The 18,946-nt window shown below is 66.5% G+C and carries 17 protein-coding genes; 5 read left to right on the forward strand and 12 right to left on the reverse strand.

The genetic code is table 11. From position 1 onward, the window contains the following. Nucleotides 1-91 precede the first annotated feature (91 nt). Complete coding sequence (gene clpB / locus QNI11_RS20280; RefSeq protein ID WP_283981529.1) at nucleotides 92-2,704, reverse strand: ATP-dependent chaperone ClpB; 2,613 nt, start codon at nucleotides 2,702-2,704, stop codon at nucleotides 92-94. Between the two features lie 272 nt (nucleotides 2,705-2,976). Here clpB and pyrF point away from each other — a divergent pair, with 272 nt between their 5' ends. Together pyrF and QNI11_RS20290 are read left to right on the forward strand one after the other, a co-directional pair. Continuing rightward, nucleotides 2,977-3,732 carry an orotidine-5'-phosphate decarboxylase gene (gene pyrF / locus QNI11_RS20285; RefSeq protein WP_283981530.1) on the forward strand — a complete coding sequence of 252 codons (756 nt, stop codon included), beginning with the start codon at nucleotides 2,977-2,979 and terminating at the stop codon, nucleotides 3,730-3,732. Nucleotides 3,733-4,121: 389 nt separating this feature from the next. Further along, nucleotides 4,122-4,391 carry a hypothetical protein gene (locus QNI11_RS20290; RefSeq protein WP_283981531.1) on the forward strand — a complete coding sequence of 90 codons (270 nt, stop codon included), beginning with the start codon at nucleotides 4,122-4,124 and terminating at the stop codon, nucleotides 4,389-4,391. 317 nt (nucleotides 4,392-4,708) lie between these two features. Here QNI11_RS20290 and QNI11_RS20295 read toward each other — a convergent pair whose 3' ends face one another. Genes QNI11_RS20295 through QNI11_RS20305 form a run of 3 tightly spaced genes read right to left on the reverse strand, consistent with a single transcriptional unit; the run spans nucleotide 4,709 to nucleotide 6,292 of the window. Beyond that, a complete protein-coding gene (locus QNI11_RS20295) occupies nucleotides 4,709-5,140 on the reverse strand; it encodes an NUDIX hydrolase (protein WP_283981532.1) in 432 nt (143 codons plus the stop codon). After that, a complete protein-coding gene (locus tag QNI11_RS20300) occupies nucleotides 5,133-5,399 on the reverse strand; it encodes an NfeD family protein (RefSeq protein ID WP_100928498.1) in 267 nt (88 codons plus the stop codon). The genes QNI11_RS20295 and QNI11_RS20300 overlap by 8 nt, the downstream gene beginning before the upstream one ends. Then, nucleotides 5,396-6,292 (reverse strand): SPFH domain-containing protein, encoded by an 897-nt coding sequence (locus tag QNI11_RS20305; RefSeq protein WP_100928499.1) that lies wholly within the window; start codon nucleotides 6,290-6,292, stop codon nucleotides 5,396-5,398. The genes QNI11_RS20300 and QNI11_RS20305 overlap by 4 nt, the downstream gene beginning before the upstream one ends. A 95-nt stretch (nucleotides 6,293-6,387) precedes the next feature. Here QNI11_RS20305 and QNI11_RS20310 point away from each other — a divergent pair, with 95 nt between their 5' ends. Beyond that, a complete protein-coding gene (locus QNI11_RS20310) occupies nucleotides 6,388-7,641 on the forward strand; it encodes a DNA polymerase IV (protein ID WP_100928500.1) in 1,254 nt (417 codons plus the stop codon). Nucleotides 7,642-7,666: 25 nt separating this feature from the next. Here QNI11_RS20310 and QNI11_RS20315 read toward each other — a convergent pair whose 3' ends face one another. The 5 genes from QNI11_RS20315 to QNI11_RS20335 all read right to left on the reverse strand — a co-directional run bounded on the left by QNI11_RS20315 (nucleotide 7,667) and on the right by QNI11_RS20335 (nucleotide 11,418). Beyond that, nucleotides 7,667-7,996, reverse strand: coding sequence for a DUF3775 domain-containing protein (locus QNI11_RS20315; RefSeq protein ID WP_100928501.1), 330 nt, complete (start codon nucleotides 7,994-7,996; stop codon nucleotides 7,667-7,669). A 65-nt stretch (nucleotides 7,997-8,061) separates the two neighbouring features. Further along, nucleotides 8,062-8,793, reverse strand: coding sequence for an SDR family oxidoreductase (locus QNI11_RS20320; protein ID WP_283981533.1), 732 nt, complete (start codon nucleotides 8,791-8,793; stop codon nucleotides 8,062-8,064). After that, a complete protein-coding gene (locus QNI11_RS20325; RefSeq protein ID WP_283983538.1) occupies nucleotides 8,790-9,353 on the reverse strand; it encodes a DUF3833 family protein in 564 nt (187 codons plus the stop codon). Before QNI11_RS20325 ends, QNI11_RS20320 begins: the two co-directional genes overlap by 4 nt. Continuing rightward, nucleotides 9,353-10,126 carry a DUF1365 domain-containing protein gene (locus tag QNI11_RS20330; protein ID WP_283981534.1) on the reverse strand — a complete coding sequence of 258 codons (774 nt, stop codon included), beginning with the start codon at nucleotides 10,124-10,126 and terminating at the stop codon, nucleotides 9,353-9,355. The genes QNI11_RS20325 and QNI11_RS20330 overlap by 1 nt, the downstream gene beginning before the upstream one ends. Next, nucleotides 10,123-11,418, reverse strand: a complete 1,296-nt coding sequence (locus tag QNI11_RS20335; RefSeq protein WP_283981535.1) for an NAD(P)/FAD-dependent oxidoreductase — start codon at nucleotides 11,416-11,418, stop codon at nucleotides 10,123-10,125. Before QNI11_RS20335 ends, QNI11_RS20330 begins: the two co-directional genes overlap by 4 nt. A gap of 176 nt (nucleotides 11,419-11,594) precedes the next feature. Between QNI11_RS20335 and QNI11_RS20340 the strand changes: the two genes are divergently transcribed. After that, nucleotides 11,595-12,281 carry a sigma-70 family RNA polymerase sigma factor gene (locus QNI11_RS20340; RefSeq protein ID WP_100928505.1) on the forward strand — a complete coding sequence of 229 codons (687 nt, stop codon included), beginning with the start codon at nucleotides 11,595-11,597 and terminating at the stop codon, nucleotides 12,279-12,281. Next, the gene (locus tag QNI11_RS20345) at nucleotides 12,278-12,928 is read left to right on the forward strand and encodes a ChrR family anti-sigma-E factor (protein ID WP_100928506.1); all 651 of its coding nucleotides are present in this window, start codon (nucleotides 12,278-12,280) and stop codon (nucleotides 12,926-12,928) included. The genes QNI11_RS20340 and QNI11_RS20345 overlap by 4 nt, the downstream gene beginning before the upstream one ends. A 93-nt stretch (nucleotides 12,929-13,021) precedes the next feature. Here the strand turns inward: QNI11_RS20345 and lpdA are convergent, their stop codons facing one another. Genes lpdA through aceE form a run of 3 tightly spaced genes read right to left on the reverse strand, consistent with a single transcriptional unit; the run spans nucleotide 13,022 to nucleotide 18,753 of the window. Beyond that, a complete protein-coding gene (lpdA, locus tag QNI11_RS20350) occupies nucleotides 13,022-14,773 on the reverse strand; it encodes a dihydrolipoyl dehydrogenase (RefSeq protein WP_283981536.1) in 1,752 nt (583 codons plus the stop codon). Between the two features lie 5 nt (nucleotides 14,774-14,778). Beyond that, entirely contained in the window at nucleotides 14,779-16,071 is a 1,293-nt protein-coding gene (gene aceF / locus QNI11_RS20355) for a dihydrolipoyllysine-residue acetyltransferase (RefSeq protein ID WP_283981537.1), read from the reverse strand. 21 nt (nucleotides 16,072-16,092) lie between these two features. Next, nucleotides 16,093-18,753: a pyruvate dehydrogenase (acetyl-transferring), homodimeric type gene (aceE, locus tag QNI11_RS20360; RefSeq protein WP_100928508.1), complete on the reverse strand. Its 2,661-nt coding sequence runs from the start codon at nucleotides 18,751-18,753 to the stop codon at nucleotides 16,093-16,095. Nucleotides 18,754-18,946: the final 193 nt, after the last annotated feature.

The raw sequence follows: 18,946 nt of genomic DNA on the forward strand, positions 1-18,946 counted from the left end.
GAGTACGAACCGCTTCCTGGATTGCAGGAGTACTTTGCATGAAAAAAGGCGGGGTTTCCCCCGCCTTTCTCATAGCCTTCCGGCGTCCGGATCAGTGCACCACGGCATCGTCCGGCTTGGGCCGGTTGGTGGCGCCGACGCGGTCGCCGATCAGGAGGCCTTCTGCCCCGGCAGAGACCGGAACCACGTCGCCGTCGTTCACGTCGCCGGACAGGAGCATCTCTGCCAGCGGGTCCTGCAGGGCGCGCTGGATCACCCGCTTGAGCGGACGCGCACCGAACACCGGGTCGTAGCCCTCGTCCGCCAGCCACGCCTTGGCCGCATCGTCCAGCTCCAGCCGGATCTTGCGGGCCGCGAGGCGCTTCAGCAGACGGCGGAGCTGGATCTCCACGATGCCGCCCATGTCCTCGCGCTTCAGCCGGTCGAAGATGATCGTCTCGTCGAGACGGTTCAGGAACTCCGGCCGGAAATGGGCGCGCACGGCGTCCATCACGTCACGCTTGGCCTGGCCGCCGTCAGCGCCGTCGGGCAACTGGCTGAGGGCCTGGGAGCCCAGGTTCGACGTCAGCACGATCAGCGTCTGCTTGAAGTCCACGGTGCGGCCCTGACCGTCGGTCAGCATACCGTCATCGAGGACCTGCAACAGCACGTTGAACACGTCCGGGTGCGCCTTCTCGACCTCGTCGAATAGCACGACCTGATACGGACGCCGCCGCACGGCTTCGGTCAGGACACCGCCCTCGTCGTAGCCCACGTAGCCCGGAGGCGCGCCGATCAGGCGGGCCACCGCGTGCTTCTCCATGAACTCCGACATGTCGATGCGGACCATCGCCGAGTCGTCGTCGAACAGGAACTCTGCCACGGCCTTCGTCAGCTCGGTCTTGCCGACGCCGGTGGGGCCGAGGAACAGGAAGCTGCCCAGCGGACGGTTCTCGTCGTTGAGACCCGCACGCGCCCGGCGCACGGCGTTCGCAACGGCGGTCACCGCCTGGTTCTGGCCGACAACCCGGCGATGCAGGTTCTCTTCCATGCCCAGCAGCTTCTCGCGCTCGCCCTCCAGCATCTTGCCGGCGGGGATGCCGGTCCAGCGCTCCACGACAGAGGCGATCTGGTCCGGGCGCACCGCTTCCTCGACCATGACGTCGTCGGACGCCTCGGCCTCGGCCAGCTGCTTCTCCAGCCCCGGGATGATGCCGTAGGACAGTTCCCCGGCGCGGGCGAGGTTGCCCTGCCGCTTCACCTGCTCCAGTTCGGCGCGGGCCCGGTCGAGCTGCTCCTTCAGATCGTTGGCCGAGGCCAGCTTGTCACGCTCCGCCTGCCAGCGCGCGGTCATCTCCGCGCTCTGCTCCTGCAGGTCGGCCAGGTCCTTCTCAAGCTTCTCGAGCCGGTCCTTCGAGGCCTGGTCGTCCTCGGACCGCAGGGCTTCGACCTCGATCTGCTTCTGCAGGATGTCGCGGTCGAGCGCGTCGAGTTCTTCCGGCTTCGAGTCCACCTCCATCCGCAGACGGCTGGCGGCCTCGTCCATCAGGTCGATGGCCTTGTCCGGCAGGAAGCGGTCGGTGATGTAGCGGTGAGACAGCTGTGCCGCCGCCACCAGCGCGGAGTCGGCGATCCGCACGCCGTGGTGCAGTTCGTACTTCTCCTTGATGCCGCGCAGGATGGAGATGGTGTCGTCGACCGTCGGCTCCTCGACCATGACCGGCTGGAACCGCCGTGCCAGCGCCGCGTCCTTCTCGACGTGCTTGCGGTACTCGTCCAGCGTGGTCGCGCCGACGCAGTGCAGCTCGCCCCGCGCAAGAGCCGGCTTCAGCAGGTTCGACGCATCCATCGCGCCGTCCGCCTTGCCCGCGCCGACCAGCGTGTGCATCTCGTCGATGAACAGCACGATCTCGCCGGCAGCCGAGGTGACCTCAGACAGGATCGACTTGAGCCGCTCCTCGAATTCGCCGCGGTACTTCGCACCGGCAATGAGCGCACCCATGTCGAGCGCCAGAAGACGCTTGTTCTTCAGGCTTTCGGGCACGTCGCCGTTGATGATGCGCAGGGCGAGGCCTTCCGCGATCGCGGTCTTGCCGACGCCCGGCTCACCGATGAGCACCGGGTTGTTCTTGGTCCGGCGGCTGAGCACCTGCATGGTCCGGCGGATTTCCTCGTCCCGGCCGATGATCGGGTCGATCTTGCCCTCGCGGGCGCGCTCCGTCAGGTCCAGCGTGTACTTCTTCAGCGCCTCGTAGCTGTCTTCGGCATTGGCACTGTCCGCCGTGCGCCCCTTGCGCACGTCGTTGATGGCCGTGTTCAGACCCTGCGGCGTGACCTTGCCCGCTTCCAGCGACTCCTTGGCGGGGGATTTCACCATGGCCAGCGCCATGAGCATCCGCTCCACCGGGACAAAGCTGTCGCCGGCCTTCTTGGCGATCTTCTCTGCCTCGTCCAGCACCTTGCCGGTGGCGGAATCGAGGTACACCTGCCCGGCATCGCCGGACACTTTGGGAATCTTTGCCAGCTTGGTATCCAGCACCTGCACAACGCGCTTCGGCTCTCCGCCGGAAGCTGCGATCAGGTTGGTTGCAAGCCCCTGCTCATCGTCCATAAGCGCCTTGAGAAGGTGCTCCGGGGCCAGCTTCTGGTGGCTCTCCCGCATCGCGATGGTCTGCGCCGCCTGAATGAAGCCGCGCGCACGCTCCGTGAACTTGTCCAAGTTCATCTTACTCTCCTTTGCACAAGCACCCTGTTGCGACCGCGCCTGCACAAGGCAGCGCCCGGCCATCTGGGCCTCACATCCTAAATGGGCGTGTTCGCGCGGCCCTTCAAGATATTCGTTGCAAAAATGCAACGCGAATGGTGCGGCCGATGCGACGGGGCGCGGGTGCCCCGGCCCGGTCGGCAAACCCGCGGCGCCCGGGCCGTCACGACCCCCGGCGCGCTTGACGCGACTCGTCGGGGCGGTCACATGGGGAAAACCTCAGGAGCCCCGCCATGACCCTTGCCCGTGCCACCGAACAGAACGCCCCCACCGCCGCCGACGACCGGCTGATCGTGGCGCTGGACGTCCCGAACGTGCTGGAGGGCATCGACCTCGTGCAGAAGCTGGGGGATGCGGTGTCCTTCTACAAGATCGGGCTGGGGATGCTGACCGGCGGCGGGCTGGCGCTGGCCAACGAGCTGAAGGCCGAGCACGGCAAGCGCATCTTCCTCGACATGAAGCTGTTCGACATCGGCGCCACCATCGAGGCGGCGGTGCGGGGCATCGCGCAGTTCGACCTCGACTTCCTCACGGTGCACGGCGACCCCTACGTGGTGCGCGCCGCCAAGGAGGGCGCGGCCGGGTCCGACCTGAAGATCCTTGCCGTCACGGTGCTGACCTCGCTGGACCGGGACGACCTCGACTCCGCGCTCATCAAGGATGGCGTCATCCCGGACCTCGTGAGCGAACGGGCCGGGCGCGCCTTCGATGCCGGGGCGGACGGGGTGATCTGTTCGCCGAACGAGGCGGCGCTGGTCCGCGCCCTGCCGGAGGCCGAGGGCTGCCTGATCGTCACGCCGGGCGTGCGCCCCTTCGGCGCCGACGTGGGCGACCAGAAACGCATCGCCACCCCGGCACAGGCGATTCGCGACGGGGCGGATCACATCGTGGTCGGCCGCCCGGTGCACCGCGCCGCATCGCCCCGGAAGGCCGCCGAGGCCATCGTGGCCGAGCTCCGCTCGCCCCAGGCGCAGCGCGCGAACTCCTGATCATTTCAATCACGCCCTGAAACATGTGAGCCGCCTAGATCCAGCAGGATTCAGGCGGCTCTATCGCTATATCTGGTCGATTTTGGAACCGATTCGCGAAGGTTCGCGTTTTTCCACCGTAAGAAGTGCAGAAATGCCGGTCTGACGGAGATAAACGTGGCTCAGGTTCGAAATAATTTGACACGTGGTCGTGATGCAACGGCTGTCGTCCGGTCAACGATGGGCAAAAAGGCGCCGAATCCTGCGCTGACTTCCGCTTACACATTGGAGTCATGGGGAAATTCCATACCTGATTCCGCGATGAAACTTATCCACAACTTCTTACGTTATGTATACACAGGGGCCGAAAGTGGGGCCCGTTACAAAAAAGGGTTGAGGTTATGAGCGATATGACACCCCGAATTCACGACGTCCGTTACAACGCCGCCGAACAGTGCTTCGAGGCCCTTGTGACCCTTCACACGCCGGGTGGACGGGTGCGCGTGGCCAGCACCTTCTCCGCGCCGATGACCACCGATTTCGAGGCCGCGTCGCGCGGACTGCTGAACACGGCACTGATGGCGATGGGCGACCGCGCCGCGCTGAAATCGCGCGAGTTGCGCAAGCCGATCGTTCCGCCGCGCAGCCCGATGGCGTCTCACATGCCGCACGCCGCCTGATCCGTTTCCGTCTTTCGTCGCGCTGTCGATGGCATCCGGCGCGACACCTGCTGCCTGCCGCTCATACGCCTGTATGAGCCTGCCTGACCGAACCCCTTCTGTCCCTCGGGGAGCGGTCTGACTGCCGGGGCGCCGCACGCTGCCTTTCGCGGCCCCCGGCCTTTTCTCCCCCAGGGGGAGACCCATTCCCGCCGCGCCTTCCGTCCCCGGCATTGCGCGGCACGATCTGCCTGCAGCCCATGCGCCTGTATGGGCCTGCCTTCCGGGATCTCTACTGTCCCCTTGAGACCCGGACAAACTGCCGGGGCGTGCCCGATTCAGGCACGTCCCGGTTTTTTCTTTTCCGAAGCAAGGTAGCTGGCGAGGATGCCGCGGAACGGCCAGACGGCATCCGGGGCGTTGACGAAATCCATGGGCGGGATGGCGGCCCATTCCAGACCTTCGCCGCCGAAACGCACCTCGTCCACCAGACTTGCCGGGCCGTGCGCCGCGAAGAACCAGCTTCTGCGCCCGCCTGCGTCGCGCAGGTGCACCCAGCGCAGCAGGCCGGGGTCGAGGGTCAGGCCCAGCTCCTCGCGGGTTTCGCGCAGGACACAGGCGACGGGGTCCTCGTCGCCCTCTGCCACCCCGCCGGGGAAATCCAGCATCCCCGGCCACGCCAGCCCCGACGCGAAGTCGCGGCGCAGAACAAGCAGGTCGTCCCCGGCGAACAGCATCACCTTGGCGCCATAGAACCGGCGGCTATTCATTGATGTCGGTGGTCCAGATCTTCACCTGGCCCTTGCGCTCTCCGGCGAGCTTGCGGATCACCAGCCACGCGACAAGCGAGGCCACGGCCCAGATCAGCAGCGTCAGCGGCAGCGAGCCCAGACCCGTGACCAGCAACAGGAACCCGACGATGAAGGCGCCGACCGCCAGCCCGAGGGCGATGAACCCCGGCGCCAGCACCTCGACGATCAGGAGGACGATGCCCCCCGCGATCCAGAGCCACCAGGTGTCCCAGCTCATGACGTGCCTCCCTTGAACAGCTTGAACGCGTTGCCGAAGGCCTCGATCGCGCTCGACGGCAGGACGATGGTCTGCGTGCCGCCCTTCTCGGCCATGCGGCGCAGGGCGTCGACCTGCTTCAGCGCGACCTCGTATTGCGCGGCTTCGACGCCGTTTTCCCGGATGACCTTGGCGACGACCTCGGTGGCGTAGGCCTCGGCGTCGGCGGTGATGCGGCGCGCCTCGGCCTCCTGCTTGGCGGCGTAAAGCTGGGCGTCGGCGGCGAGTTCTACCGCGCGGCGCTTGCCCTCGGCCTCCGTCACCTGCGCGCGGCGGGCGCGTTCGGCGTTGAGCTGCTGGAGCATCGCGTCGCGCGTCGCCTGGTCGAGGTTCACGTCGAGGATCTCGGCCCGCGTCACCTCGATCCCCCAGTTGTCGACGGCGTCCTCCACCAGCATCTTGATCTCGGCGATCAGGCGGGCGCGGTTCGACTGTACCTCGTCCAGTTCCATCTTGCCGATCTCGGCGCGGACGATGCCCGCCACGGTGGTCGCGATGGCCGCGTCCACGTCACGGATGCGGTAGACGGTCTTTTCCGGTTCGAGGATGCGGTAGAAGACCGAGGTCTCCACCTCCACCAGGACGTTGTCCATGGTGATCGCGTCCTGCGAGGCGGTGGGCAACTGGCGTTCGAGGATCGAGATCTTGTGCCGGACCTTGTCGAGGAAGGGCACGATGAAGTTTATCCCCGGCCCGAGGACCGCGCGCAGCCGCCCGAAGCGTTCGACCACGTGTTTTTCGGACTGCGGAACGATCCGCACGCCCAGGAAAATGCAAAGCAGGATAAAGACCGCCAGCAGGAGGAACACGATGTTCCCGCCGAGGAATTCGGCGATCAGCGACTCAATGGGCATCGAAGGACCTTTCTCGGAAATAATCTTCGACTTATGTAAGCATGGCCGGAGATTTGCGCCAGATTATCCGGTGACCCGGCAAGGATAACCCGACCATGCCCGCGCTGTGCCGCGACTGCCTGACCCTCTTTGACAGCGGCCCGCGCTGCCCCGCCTGCGGGCGGCCGCGCGTGATCGCCCATCCGGAGCTGGCCGAGCTGAGCATCGCGCACATGGATTGCGACGCCTTCTATGCCTCGGTCGAAAAGCGCGACAATCCGGAGCTGGCCGACAAGCCGGTGATCATCGGCGGCGGGCGGCGCGGGGTGGTGTCGACCGCCTGCTACGTGGCGCGCATCCGCGGCGTGCGTTCGGCCATGCCGATGTTCAAGGCGCTGCAGCTCTGCCCCGACGCGGTCATCATCAGGCCCCGGATGGAGGTCTATGTCGGCGTCTCGCGCCAGATCCGCGCCATGATGGAAGAGCTGACGCCCGCGATCGAGCCCTTGTCGCTGGACGAGGCCTTCATGGACCTGTCGGGCACCACGCGGCTGCACGGCGCGCCGCCCGCCGTCATGCTGGCGCGTCTGGTCAAGCGGATGCAGGCAGAGCTGGGGGTGACCGGCTCCATAGGGCTGTCGCACAACAAATTCCTCGCCAAGATCGCCTCCGACCTCGACAAGCCGCGCGGGTTTGCCGTGATCGGCAAGGCGGAGACGCAGGCGTTTCTCAGGCCGAAATCGGTGCGCATGTTGTGGGGTGTGGGTCAGGCCGGGCAGGAAAGCCTCGACCGCGCGGGCATCCGCACCTTCGAGGACCTCTTGCGCTGGGACCGCCGCGACCTGGAGGCCCGGTTCGGCGCCATGGGCACGCGGCTGTGGCATCTCGCGCGGGGCGAGGATCACAGGCGGGTCACGCGCAACGCGCCGGTGAAGTCGATCTCGAACGAGACGACCTTCAACGAGGACACCGCCGATGCGGATATCCTCGACGGCCATCTCTGGCGGCTGTCGGAAAAGACCACGGACCGGGCCAAGGCGAAGGGCATGGCGGGCCGGACCGTCACGCTGAAGCTGCGGCGCACGAATTTCAGCATCCTCACCCGGCGGATGACCCTGCCGGACGCGACGCAGATGGCCGACCGGCTTTACCGGGCGTCCCGTGCACTGTTCGACCAGGTGAAGGAGCCGGGGCCGTGGCGGCTGATCGGCGTGGGTCTGTCGGACCTCGTCCCCGAGGCCCAGGCGGATCGTGCGGGCGATCTGCTCGATCCGCAGGCCGGTGCGCGGGCAAAGGCGGAGCGTGCCGCCGACGAGATCCGCGCCCGTTTCGGCAGCGAGGCGATCCTGAAGGGCCGCGCGCTGCGCTGACGGCGTGCGGGGCGGTGTGCCCCTGTCAGGCGCCGCGCCGCATCAGGTCGTCTTCTTCCTCGGTGACGCTGTACCCCAGCGCGTCCAGCCCGGCCTCAAGGTTGTCGGCGAGATGCGGCGTGCCGATCAGGTAGTCCGACGTGGGCGCCGTCGCCTCTGCCAGCGCGGTGCGGTAGGCCTCGTCGAATTCCTCCGGCTCGAACGAGCCGCGCCCGATCCACATGATCGCGGTCAGCGCCGCGGCTTCCTCTTCGTCCATCCGGTCGATCAGGCCGCGCAGCTCGCCCTCGCCCCGTTCGATTTCGCGCGCCATGAGAATCACGGCCGCCACTTGTCTTGTGCTGATCTGGTCCATGCGGTCATCCTTCACTGTCTGATCAGGGCGGACACTGCACCGAAAAGAGGTACGCCACCTTGATCTTAAGCAAACAGCCGGAAATAGAGCCAATCCGGCAAAAACTGGCTGCCTCGGAACAACAGGCTGAACATGCGGGGAAACGCGCGCTGGAAGCTGTTGCCGCTCATGTGGCGGAAGACGATGTCCGCCGCCTCTTCCGGCTCCATGATGAAGGGCATCCTGAAATCGTTCTTCTCGGTCAGCTGCGTGCGGATGAAGCCCGGGTTCACAAGCTGTACCTCGACGCCGGTGTCCTTGAGGTCGGCGTAAAGCGATTCCGCCAGCGCCATGATCCCCGACTTGGTCGCGACATAGGCCGCGGCCCCCGGCAGGCCGCGATAGCCCGACAGCGACCCGGTCAGCACGATGTGCCCGGACCCGCGCGCCACGAAACGCGGCACCGCCACGCCCACCAGCCGCATTGCCCCGCCGAAGTTGACGTCGGCCATGAGGTTGGCGTGCTCCGCCTCCCATTCCTTGCCGCCGAAGGGCCAGTAGACCGCCGCAAGCTGCACCACGCCGTCGAACGTCCCGATCTTCTGCGCGGCCTCTTCCAGCGCGTCGGCGTCGGTGACATCCACCGGCACGACCTCTGCCTTGCCGGGCAGCTTGTCGGCCAGCGCGCGCAGCTTGTGCTCCGACCGGGCTGAGAGGATCAGCTCGGCGCCCGCCTCGCTCAGCCGATGGGCCAGTGCGGCGCCCAGTCCTTCGCTTGCGCCCACGATCCAGTAGCGCTTTCCGTTCCAGTCTCTCACACAACCTCCTTGCGGCGCATGACCGCCACGAGTTCAGCAACCTTCAGACCCAACTTCCGAAACTGCGAGCGGTTCACGATGGTCCCGTCGGGGGTGAGATACATCCAGTCCGTGGCGTTCAGCACGATGCCGCCCTTGTCCTCCGGCAGGCGCAGCCGGTAGCGCATCTGCACGGACGGGCCGCTCTGCCGGCCGCTGCCCTCGCCCACCACGTCCGCCGCCGTGGCGCGGATGCGGCCGTCGTTGCCGAGCGTGAGGTGCCAGGCGCGCTCTTCCTCCACGCCGGAGGCATAGAGGTAGCGTTCGTGCAGGACGCAGGTGTTGCCCTCCCACGTGGCGACGAAATCGCCCCTGAAGCGGGATGTGACGCGGCCGGTGGGTCCGTAGATCACGCCCTCCGCTTCCAGCGCGCCGTTCAGATGGCGGCGGATGTCCATCGCTTCGCCGGGGGCATCGGCATAGTCGGCGGGGCGCTGTGCGGAGAAGCCCGCCAGCCGGTCGCGCAGCCAGACGAGGGCCAGCGCCACGAACCCGCCGGTCAGGAGCCAGACGGCCGTCATCATGCGGCTTTCCTTTCGTGATGCGGGCCGGAGACCTCGGGCTTCGGCGGTTCGGGGCGGTTGCGGTAGCGCGCGCCCTTCCACCACAGCTTAAGCGCCTGCCAGTGGATCAGCGCCAGCACACGGCGCGACCCGAACGGACGGCGCAACAGGGTCCAGAGCAGGTGCCCGCTGGTCAGCGGTTTGCGCGGACCGACCAGCGTAGCGATCAGGCCGCCGCCGTCGTGGTCGAGGTCGATCCAGATGCCGATCCGATCTGCCGTGATGTCGAAGCGGAAGGTGTAACCCCCGGCAATCGGCTGGAAGGGCGAGACATGGAACACCTTCTCTGCCGCCAGTTCGTCGCCCGGCCCGATGGGCGAGCCGTCCGGCTTGTGGCAGAGGTAGGAGTGCCGGTCGCCGAAAGTGTTGCTGACCTCGGCGATCACCGCCTTCAGAGCGTCGCCGTCATAGGCCAGCCAGAAGGACACCGGGTTGAACACGTGGCCAAGGATGCGCGGCTGGGTCAGCAGCATCAGCGGCCCCGGCGCCGCGATGCCGTGGCGATCCAGTACCTCGCGCGCCCAGGGGGCACCGCGCCCGTGCTTCGGCGGGCCGCCGTGGTCGCTGTCCTGAACGGAGGCGACGTTGCGCCGGTTGCGGGAAAACAGCCGCGGGCCCTTCGCCTTCGCCTCCGCATCGAAGAGCACGTAGTCGACGGAATAGCGGAAGGCGTTTTCCAGCGCCCCCTTCCGCCCGTGCCACGTATGGGCCTGGACGAGGTCGACGGTCATGCCACCGCCCCGAGCCTGTTGCCCGCGCGGATCGCCTCTGCCACGTCGGCAGCACTGGCCAGCCCGTCCTCGTGGAAACCGTTGCGCATCCATGCGCCGCAGAACCACGTGTTCTGCGCGCCGTTGAACCGGGCGACCTGCGCCTGCGCCTGCAACATGCCCTCGTCGTAGACCGGGTGCCGCAGGATGACCTCGTCGTAGATCAGGTCATCGCGGATCGGGCGGGTGCTGTTGAGGGTGACGAACATAGGGTCCTCTTCCGGGATCGGCTGGAGGCGGTTCATCCAGTAGGTGAGGTCGATGGTCTCGACCGTCTTGTCGGCGGCCTCGGTGTAGTTCCACGACGACCACGCGGCGCGACGTTTCGGCATCAACGTCTCGTCGGCGTGCAGGACGACGCGGTTCGGCTGGTAGGCGACCTTCGACAGGGCGGCGCGTTCCTCGACGCTCGGGTCTTCGAGCAGGCGCAGGGAGGTGTCGCCATGAGTGGCCATCACCACCTCGTCGAAGGTGTCCCAGTCGGCGCCGGGCACCTTGATCCGCACCTTGCCGCCCGCGCGCCGCACCGCCTGCACCGGCGTGTCGGGACGGAGCGTCGCGCCGCGCGCCACCAGTGCCGAGGTCAGCCGCCGCACGTATTCAACCGATCCGCCCTGCACGGTCCACCACTGGTGCTGGCCGGTGGCGCTGAGCAGCGCGTGGTTCTGGAAGAAGGTGACAAGCGCGTGCGCGGGGAAATCCATGATCTTCTCGGTGGGCGTCGACCAGATCGCGCCGGACAGCGGCAAGAGGTAGTAGTCGCGGAACCACGCCCCGGTGCCCAGCACGTCGAGGAACTGGCCCAGCGTCAGGCTGCGGTCGCGGGCGACCTCGACCGCGCGGGCGTTGAACCGCATCACGTCGCGCAGCATCCCCCAGAACTTCGGGTTCCCCAGATTGCGCTTCTGGGCGAAGATCGCCTTCAGGTTCCGCAGCCCGTATTCCATGCGCCCGCCGCCGAGCGAGGCGGAAAAGCTCATGTCCGAGGGGGTCACCGGCACGTCCAGGTCGTCGAAGAGGCGCGTGAGGAGGGGATAGTTGGCATAGTTGAACACGATGAAGCCGGTGTCGACCGGCTGGTCGCCCCGCTTGCCCGCCATCCGGGTCCGGGCGTGCCCGCCAAGGCGCGGCTCTGCCTCGAACACGGTGACATGCGCGTCCTCCGCCAGCATATACGCCGCGCCGAGGCCGGAGATGCCGCCTCCGATGACGGCGATGCGGCGTGGCGCGAGCGGGCTGTTTTCGAACGGCATGGGCAGGTCCTTCTTGATGACTGGCCTGTTGTCTACGCAACAGCCCTCTGGACGGATGACTTTAAGCCGTGACTTGCAAGGAAAAACTGACGCCGCCCGCGCGACGCGGCCTGCACTGCAAGCTCCGCACGCCGTGATGAAAAAAATGTGATCCGGGTGGCGCACAGCTCCGTAAGATGGGCATGTTCACCGCAACCGACACCGCCGACCCTTGCGACTCCCTGCCCCCTGCCATCCCGGCGGGCGGCGGGCGATCAAGGGTGAGACGACCGAAGAGGACCGCCGTGAACAGACAGTCCGACAGCGAACGCGAAGAGGAGCAGGCCACCTGGGCCGCGCTTCTGATCCGCATTCGCGACCATCGGGACGAAGCCGCCTTTGCCGCGCTGTTCGCGCATTTCGCGCCGCGGCTGAAGGGCTTCCTGATCCGCAGCGGCGCCGACGCCGCGCAGGCGGAGGAATGCGTGCAGGAGGTGATGACGACGCTCTGGCAGAAGGCCGCGCAGTTCGACCCCGACCGCGCCTCTGCCGCGACGTGGCTGTTCACCATCGCGCGGAACAAGCGCATCGACCTGCTGCGCCGCGCCCGCCGCCCGGAACCGGAGGACCTGCCCTGGGGGCCGGAACCGGACCCCGACCAGGCGGAGATGCTGGGGCTTCAACAGGAGACGGAGGCCCTGGGTGCCGCCGTGGCCGCGCTGCCGCCGAAACAGCGCGACCTGATCCACAAGGCCTATTTCGGCGAGATGACCCACAGCGAGATCGCCGCCGAGACCGGCCTTCCGCTGGGCACGATAAAATCACGTATTCGGCTCGCGCTGGACCGCCTGCGCCATGCCATGGACGGAAAGAACGAGAGATGACGGAGATCACGCACCACCTGACCGAGAGCCTCGTGATGGGCTATGCCGCGGGCACCCTGCCCGAGGCGGTGAACCTGATTGTCGCCGCGCATGTGTCGATGTGCGACACCTGCCGTGCCGCCGTGGAGGCGCATGAGGCAGTCGGCGGCGCGCTGCTGGACGACACCGACGCCGTGGCGATGGACGACGGCGCGCTGGACCGCGCGCTGGCCGCCGTGCGCGGCGCCGCGCCCGAGGAGCGCCCGATCCACATGCCGAAGACCGACCCGGTCGTTCCGGCCCCGCTGGTCGACTACATCGGCGGCGGGCTGGAGGACGTGCGCTGGCGTCCGCTGGGCATGGGCGTGAAGCAGGCAATCCTGCCGACCGCCCCGGGCGCCACCGCACGGCTGCTGTACATCCCGGCGGGCACCGCCGTGCCGGACCACGGCCACAACGGGCTGGAGCTGACGCTGGTCCTGCAGGGCGCGTTTTCGGACGAGGACGGCCGCTATGCCCGCGGCGACGTGGAGGTCGCCGACGGCGACACGCAGCACATGCCCGTGGCCGACATCTCGGGCGATTGCATCTGCCTTGCCGTCACCGACGCGCCGCTGAAATTCCGCAGCTTCCTCCCGCGTCTGCTGCAGCCCTTGTTCCGTATCTAGTGACAGGGTTCGACGAAGAAGGGGCGCGCCGGTGATCGGCGCGCCCCGCTTCGTTCCGTCGACGGGTGGCGCAAGGCCCCACCCAACAGGATCTCAGTGCTTCTTCTTCCGGGGCGGCATGAGGTCCGTGATGGTGCCCTCGAACATCTCCGCGGCGAAGTTCACCGTCTCCGACAGGGTCGGGTGCGGGTGGATCGTGTGGCCCAGGTCGACCGCATCGGCGCCCATCTCGATGGCCAGCGCCACTTCGGCGATCAGGTCGCCCGCGCTGGGGCCGACGATGCAGCCGCCGACGACGCGCTGATCCTCCGGATCGAAGAGCAGCTTGGTCATGCCCTCGCTCCGGCCCAGCGACAGGGACCGCCCCGAGGCCGCCCAAGGGAACACGCCCTTCTCGACCTTGATGCCCTGCTCCTTGGCCTGCGTTTCCGTCAGGCCGACCCATGCGACCTCCGGATCGGTATAGGCCACCGAGGGGATCACCAGGGCGTCGAAGTGGCGCTTCTCTCCGGCGCAGACCTCTGCCGCGACCTTGCCTTCGTGCACCGCCTTGTGCGCCAGCATCGGCTGGCCCACCACGTCGCCGATGGCGAAGATATGCGACACGCCGGTGCGCTGCTGGCTGTCCACGGCGATGAAGCCGCGGTCGTCCACCGCCACGCCCGCCTTGTCGGCGTCGATCTTCTTGCCGTTCGGACGGCGGCCCACCGACACCAGGACCTTGTCGAAGGTGTCGGAGAAGGACTCGCCCTTCTCGTCCTCGAAGGTGACGTGCAGGCCGTCGTCCTTCGCCTCGACCCCGGTGACCTTGGTCTTGAGGAAGATGTTCTCGTACCGGCCCTTGATGCGCTGCATCAGCGGCTTGACCACGTCCTTGTCGGCGCCCGGGATGATCTGATCCATCAGTTCGACGACCGTGATCTTCGACCCCAGCGCGTCGTAGACGCAGGCCATCTCCAGCCCGATGATCCCGCCGCCCAGCACCAGCATCCGCTTCGGGATGTCGGCCAGTTCCAGCGCGCCGGTGGAGTCGATCACCCGCGGATCGTCATGCGGGATGAAGGGCAGCGCCACGGGTTCCGAACCGGCGGCGATGATGCACTGGTCGAAACTGACCGAGGTGCCCTCGACGTCGATCATGTTCGGCCCGGTGAACTTGCCGAAGCCCTTCACCACCTTGACCTTGCGCTGCTTTGCCAGCCCGTCGAGGCCGCCGGTCAGCTTGCCGACCACCTCGTTCTTGAAGCCGCGCAGCGCATCGAGGTCGATCTCCGGCTTGCCGAACTTGAGCCCGTGGTGCGCGGTCTCCTCCGCCTCCGTGATGACCTTGGCCATGTGCAGAAGCGCCTTCGACGGGATGCAGCCGACGTTGAGGCAGACGCCGCCAAGGCTGTCGTACTTCTCGATCAGCACCACCGACTTGCCGAGGTCCGCCGCTCGGAACGCAGCCGTGTAGCCGCCGGGGCCGGAGCCCAGGACGACCACCTCGGCGTGCACGTCGCCGGGGCCTGTGGCGGTGCCGCTGGCCTCGACGGCCTTCGGCGCCTCCTTGGCGGGGGCCTTCTCCTCGGACTTGCCTTCGCTGTCGCCGGAATCCGGATCGCCGGAGTCGCCCGACGTGCCTTCGAGCACGACGATCACGTCGCCCTCGGACACGCGGTCGCCTTCCTTCACCTTGATTTCCTTGACCTTGCCGGCGCCCGAAGAGGGCACCTCCATGGTCGCCTTGTCGGATTCCAGTTCGATCAGGGCGTCCTCTTCCGCCACGGTGTCGCCCACCGAGACGAGGACCGTGACCACGGGAACGTCCTTGAAATCGCCGATATCGGGTACCTTGATGTCCATGTCGCTCACCACATCAGCTTGCGCATGTCGCCGAGCAGCGTCTTGAGCGTCACGCAGAAGCGTGCGGCAAGCGCGCCGTCGATGGCACGGTGGTCATAGGACAGCGACAGCGGCTGCATGAGGCGCGGGACGAACTGTTCGCCGTCCCAGACCGGGGCCATCTTCGACCGGGTGAGGCCGAGGATCGCCACCTCCGGCGCGTTCACGATGGGGGTGAAGGACGTGCCGCCGATCCCGCCGAGCGACGAGATGGTGAAGGTCGCGCCCTGCATGTCGCCGGACTTCAGCTCTCCCTTGCGGGCCTTGGAGCTGAGCTCCATCAGGTCCTTGGATATCTCCACCAGGCCCTTGCGGTCGGCGTCCTTGATGACCGGCACCATCAGGCCGTTCGGCGTGTCCGCCGCGAAGCCGATGTTGTAGAAGTCCTTCTTGATCAGCTTGTCGCCGTCCGGGTGGATCGACGAGTTCACTTCCCAGTGCTCCTTCAGCGCCGAGACCGAGGCCTTGATCACGAAGGACAGCAGCGTGACGCGATAGCCGTCTTCCTTGGCCATCGTGTCCATTTCCTTGCGGTACTTGTCCAGCTCGGTGATGTCGGCTTCGTCGTTGTGGGTGACATGCGGGATGTTCAGCCACGAGCGGTGCAGCGCGGGGCCGGAGATCTTCTTGATCCGCGGCATTTCCACGTCCTCGACAGGGCCGAACTTCGAGAAGTCGACCTTCGGGATCGGCGGAATGCCCATGCCACCGGACGCTGCGGGTGCACCCGCAGCCGGAGCGGCCTGGCCCTTCAACGCCTTTTCCACGTCCTCGCGCAGGATGCGGCCCTTGCGGCCCGACCCGTTCACATGGGCGAGGTCGACCTCGACCCGGCGGGCGAATGCCCGGACGGACGGCGAGGCGTGGACCTTGTTGAAGCCCTTGTCGGTCACGGCAGAAGGCGCCGGGGCGGCCTGCTGCGACGACGAGGACTCCTTCGGCGCGTCCTTGGATTCGCTCTTGGAGGTGTCCTTCGACTCTTCCTTGGGCGCCTCGGACTTCTCTTCCTTGGCGGCGCCCGCGTCGTCGCCTTCCAGCAGGATGATGACGGTGCCTTCGGACACCTTGTCGCCTTCGGAGACGAGAATCTCCTTCACCTTGCCCGCGGCGGACGACGGCACTTCCATCGTCGCCTTGTCGGATTCCAGCTCGATCAGCGCGTCCTCTTCCGCGACGGTGTCGCCGACGCTCACAAGGATGCTGACCACCGGGACATCGGTGAAATCGCCGATGTCCGGCACTTTAACTTCGGTTGCCATTCGTATTCCCTCCTCGTGCCGTCAAACCAAACGCGGGTTCGGCTTGCCGCCGTCGATGTCGTATTTCTTCATGGCCGCCTCGAGATCCTTGTCCGAGACGACGCCTTCGCGCCACAGGTCCACCATCGCCGCGGCGGCGATGTGGTTGGCGTCCACCTCGAAGAACTTGCGCAGGTTCACCCGGCTGTCCGAGCGGCCGAAGCCGTCGGTGCCCAGCACGGTGAAGCGCTGCTTGACCGCACCGCGCACCTGTTCGGCGTAGTTCTTCATGTAGTCGGTCGCCACCACGATCGGGCCCTGCACGTTGGTCAGGGTCTGGGTGATGTAGGGCACGCGCTCTTCCGCGAAGGGGTTGAGACGGTTGTGCCGCTCGCAGTCCTGGTAGTCGCGGGCCAGTTCGTTGAACGAGGTCGCCGACCAGATGTCGGAAGTGACGGCAAAGTCCTCCTCCAGCATCTTCGCCGCCTTGATCGCCTGCACGAGGATCGTGCCGGAGCCCATCAGGTTGACGTGCTTCTTGGCGGGCTTGTCGGCCTTCTTCATTCGGTAGAGGCCCTTGATGATGCCCTCTTCGGCGCCCATCGGCATTTCCGGGTGATGGTAGTTCTCGTTCATCAGGGTCAGGTAGAAGTAGACGTCCTCCTGGTCCACGAACATCCGCTGGAGGCCGTTCTGCACGATCACCGCCACCTCGTAAGAGAAGGTCGGGTCGTAGCTGATGCAGTTCGGGATGGTCCCGGCAAGGATGTGGCTGTGGCCGTCCTCGTGCTGCAGGCCCTCGCCGTTCAGCGTGGTCCGCCCGGCGGTGCCGCCCAGCATGAAGCCGCGCGCACGGCTGTCACCGGCGGCCCAGGCGAGGTCGCCGATCCGCTGGAAGCCGAACATCGAGTAGTAGATGTAGAACGGGATCATCGGGACGCCGTGGTTGGAATACGACGTTGCCGCCGCGATCCAGTCCGCCATGGCGCCGGCCTCGTTGATGCCTTCCTGCAGCACCTGGCCGTCCTTCGATTCCTTGTAGTAGGACATCTGTTCACGGTCTTCGGGGGTATAAAGCTGCCCCTTCGGATTGTAGATGCCCACCGACCGGAACAGCCCTTCCATCCCGAAGGTGCGGCTTTCGTCCGGCACGATCGGCACGACCTGCTTGCCCACCTTCTTGTCCCGCAGAAGCGTGGTCAGGATGCGGACAAAGGCCATCGTGGTCGAGAACTCGCGGTCGCCGGAATCCTGCAGTTCCTTCTTGAAGGCGTCGAGTTGCGGGATCTCCAGCTTGGGCGCGTCGGTGAACCGCTTGGGGAAGGCCCCGCCCAGTTCCTTGCGCTTTTCGGCAAGGTAGGCCTTCTGCGCGTTGTTCAGCGTCACGAAGGGCGCATCGCCCTTTTCCAGCTCTTCGTCGGTCACCGGGATGCGGAAGCGGTCGCGCATCGCCTTGAGCTGGTCCACCTGCATCTTCTTCTGCTGGTGGGTGGTGTTCTGGCCCTCGCCGGCGGTGCCCATGCCGTAGCCCTTGACGGTCTTCACCAGCAGGACGGTCGGCTGACCTTCGGACTTCGTGGCGCGCAGGAAGGCGTTGTAGACCTTCTTCGGATCGTGGCCGCCGCGGCGCAGCGCCCAGATCTGGTCGTCGGTCCAGTCCTTCACCAGCTCGGCCGTCTCCGGGTACTTGCCAAAGAAATGCTTGCGGATGTAGGCGCCGTCCTTCGACTTGAAGGTCTGGTAGTCGCCGTCGATGGTCTCGTCCATCAGCTGGCGCAGCTTGCCGGAGGTGTCCTGCTCCAGCAGTTCGTCCCAGCCCCGGCCCCAGAGCAGCTTGATCACGTCCCAGCCGGAACCGCGGAAGTTGCCCTCGAGCTCCTGCACGATCTTGGAGTTGCCGCGCACCGGACCGTCGAGGCGCTGCAGGTTGCAGTTCACCACGAAGATCAGGTTGTCCAGCCCTTCGCGGGCGGCCAGATGGATGGCGCCCAGCGATTCCGGTTCGTCCATCTCGCCGTCGCCGAGGAAGGCCCAGACCTTGCGGTCGCCCATGTCGATGTGGCCGCGGTTGTGCATGTATTTCATGAACCGCGCCTGGTAGATCGCCATCAGCGGGCCAAGGCCCATGCTGACCGTCGGGAACTGCCAGTAGTCGGGCATCAGCCAGGGGTGCGGGTAGGAGGAAAGACCCTCGCCGCCGACTTCGGAACGGAACAGCTTCAGCTGCTCCTCGCTGATCCGGCCCTCCATGAAGGAGCGCGCGTAGATGCCGGGGATCACGTGGCCCTGGAAGAACACAAGGTCGCCGCCGTGGATCGCGCTCTTGGAGCGCCAGAAGTGGTTGAGGCCCACGTCATAGAGCGCGGCAGAGGACGCGAACGACGCGATGTGGCCGCCGTATTCGGAGGATTCCTTGTTCCGCTTCACCACCGTCGCCATGGCGTTCCAGCGGTTGATGGTGCGGATGCGCCATTCCATCTCCGCATCGCCGGGCATGTCGACCTCGTCGTCCGGCGAAATGGTGTTCTGGTAAGGGGTCGTCGCAGAAAAGGGCAGCCTTGCCCCGGCTGCCCTTGCGCGCTGAACCGCCTTGTCCAACAGGAAATGCGCACGGTCTGCACCGTCGCGCTCGATCACATCCTCGATGGCTTCCTGCCATTCCTGGGATTCGACCGGATCAAGATCCTGGGGAGCGTCTTTCATGTATTCTCCTCCTGCCACCGATGCCGCAGTGCGGCATTGGTTTAGCTCTAAACAATTTCACAGCCTTGCCGAAGCAGACTGCCCATTGGGGAGAAGCCTAGCACAATCCTCCCATGGTTAAAGTGGGGTCTATCAGGGGGCGTGACGGAGCGGCAGATTACCCGCCGCATAACGTCCATGCGCGGGGCGCATA

The sequence above is a fragment of the Sagittula sp. MA-2 genome, from assembly GCF_030126985.1.
In the GTDB taxonomy this organism is placed as follows: Bacteria; Pseudomonadota; Alphaproteobacteria; order Rhodobacterales; family Rhodobacteraceae; genus Sagittula.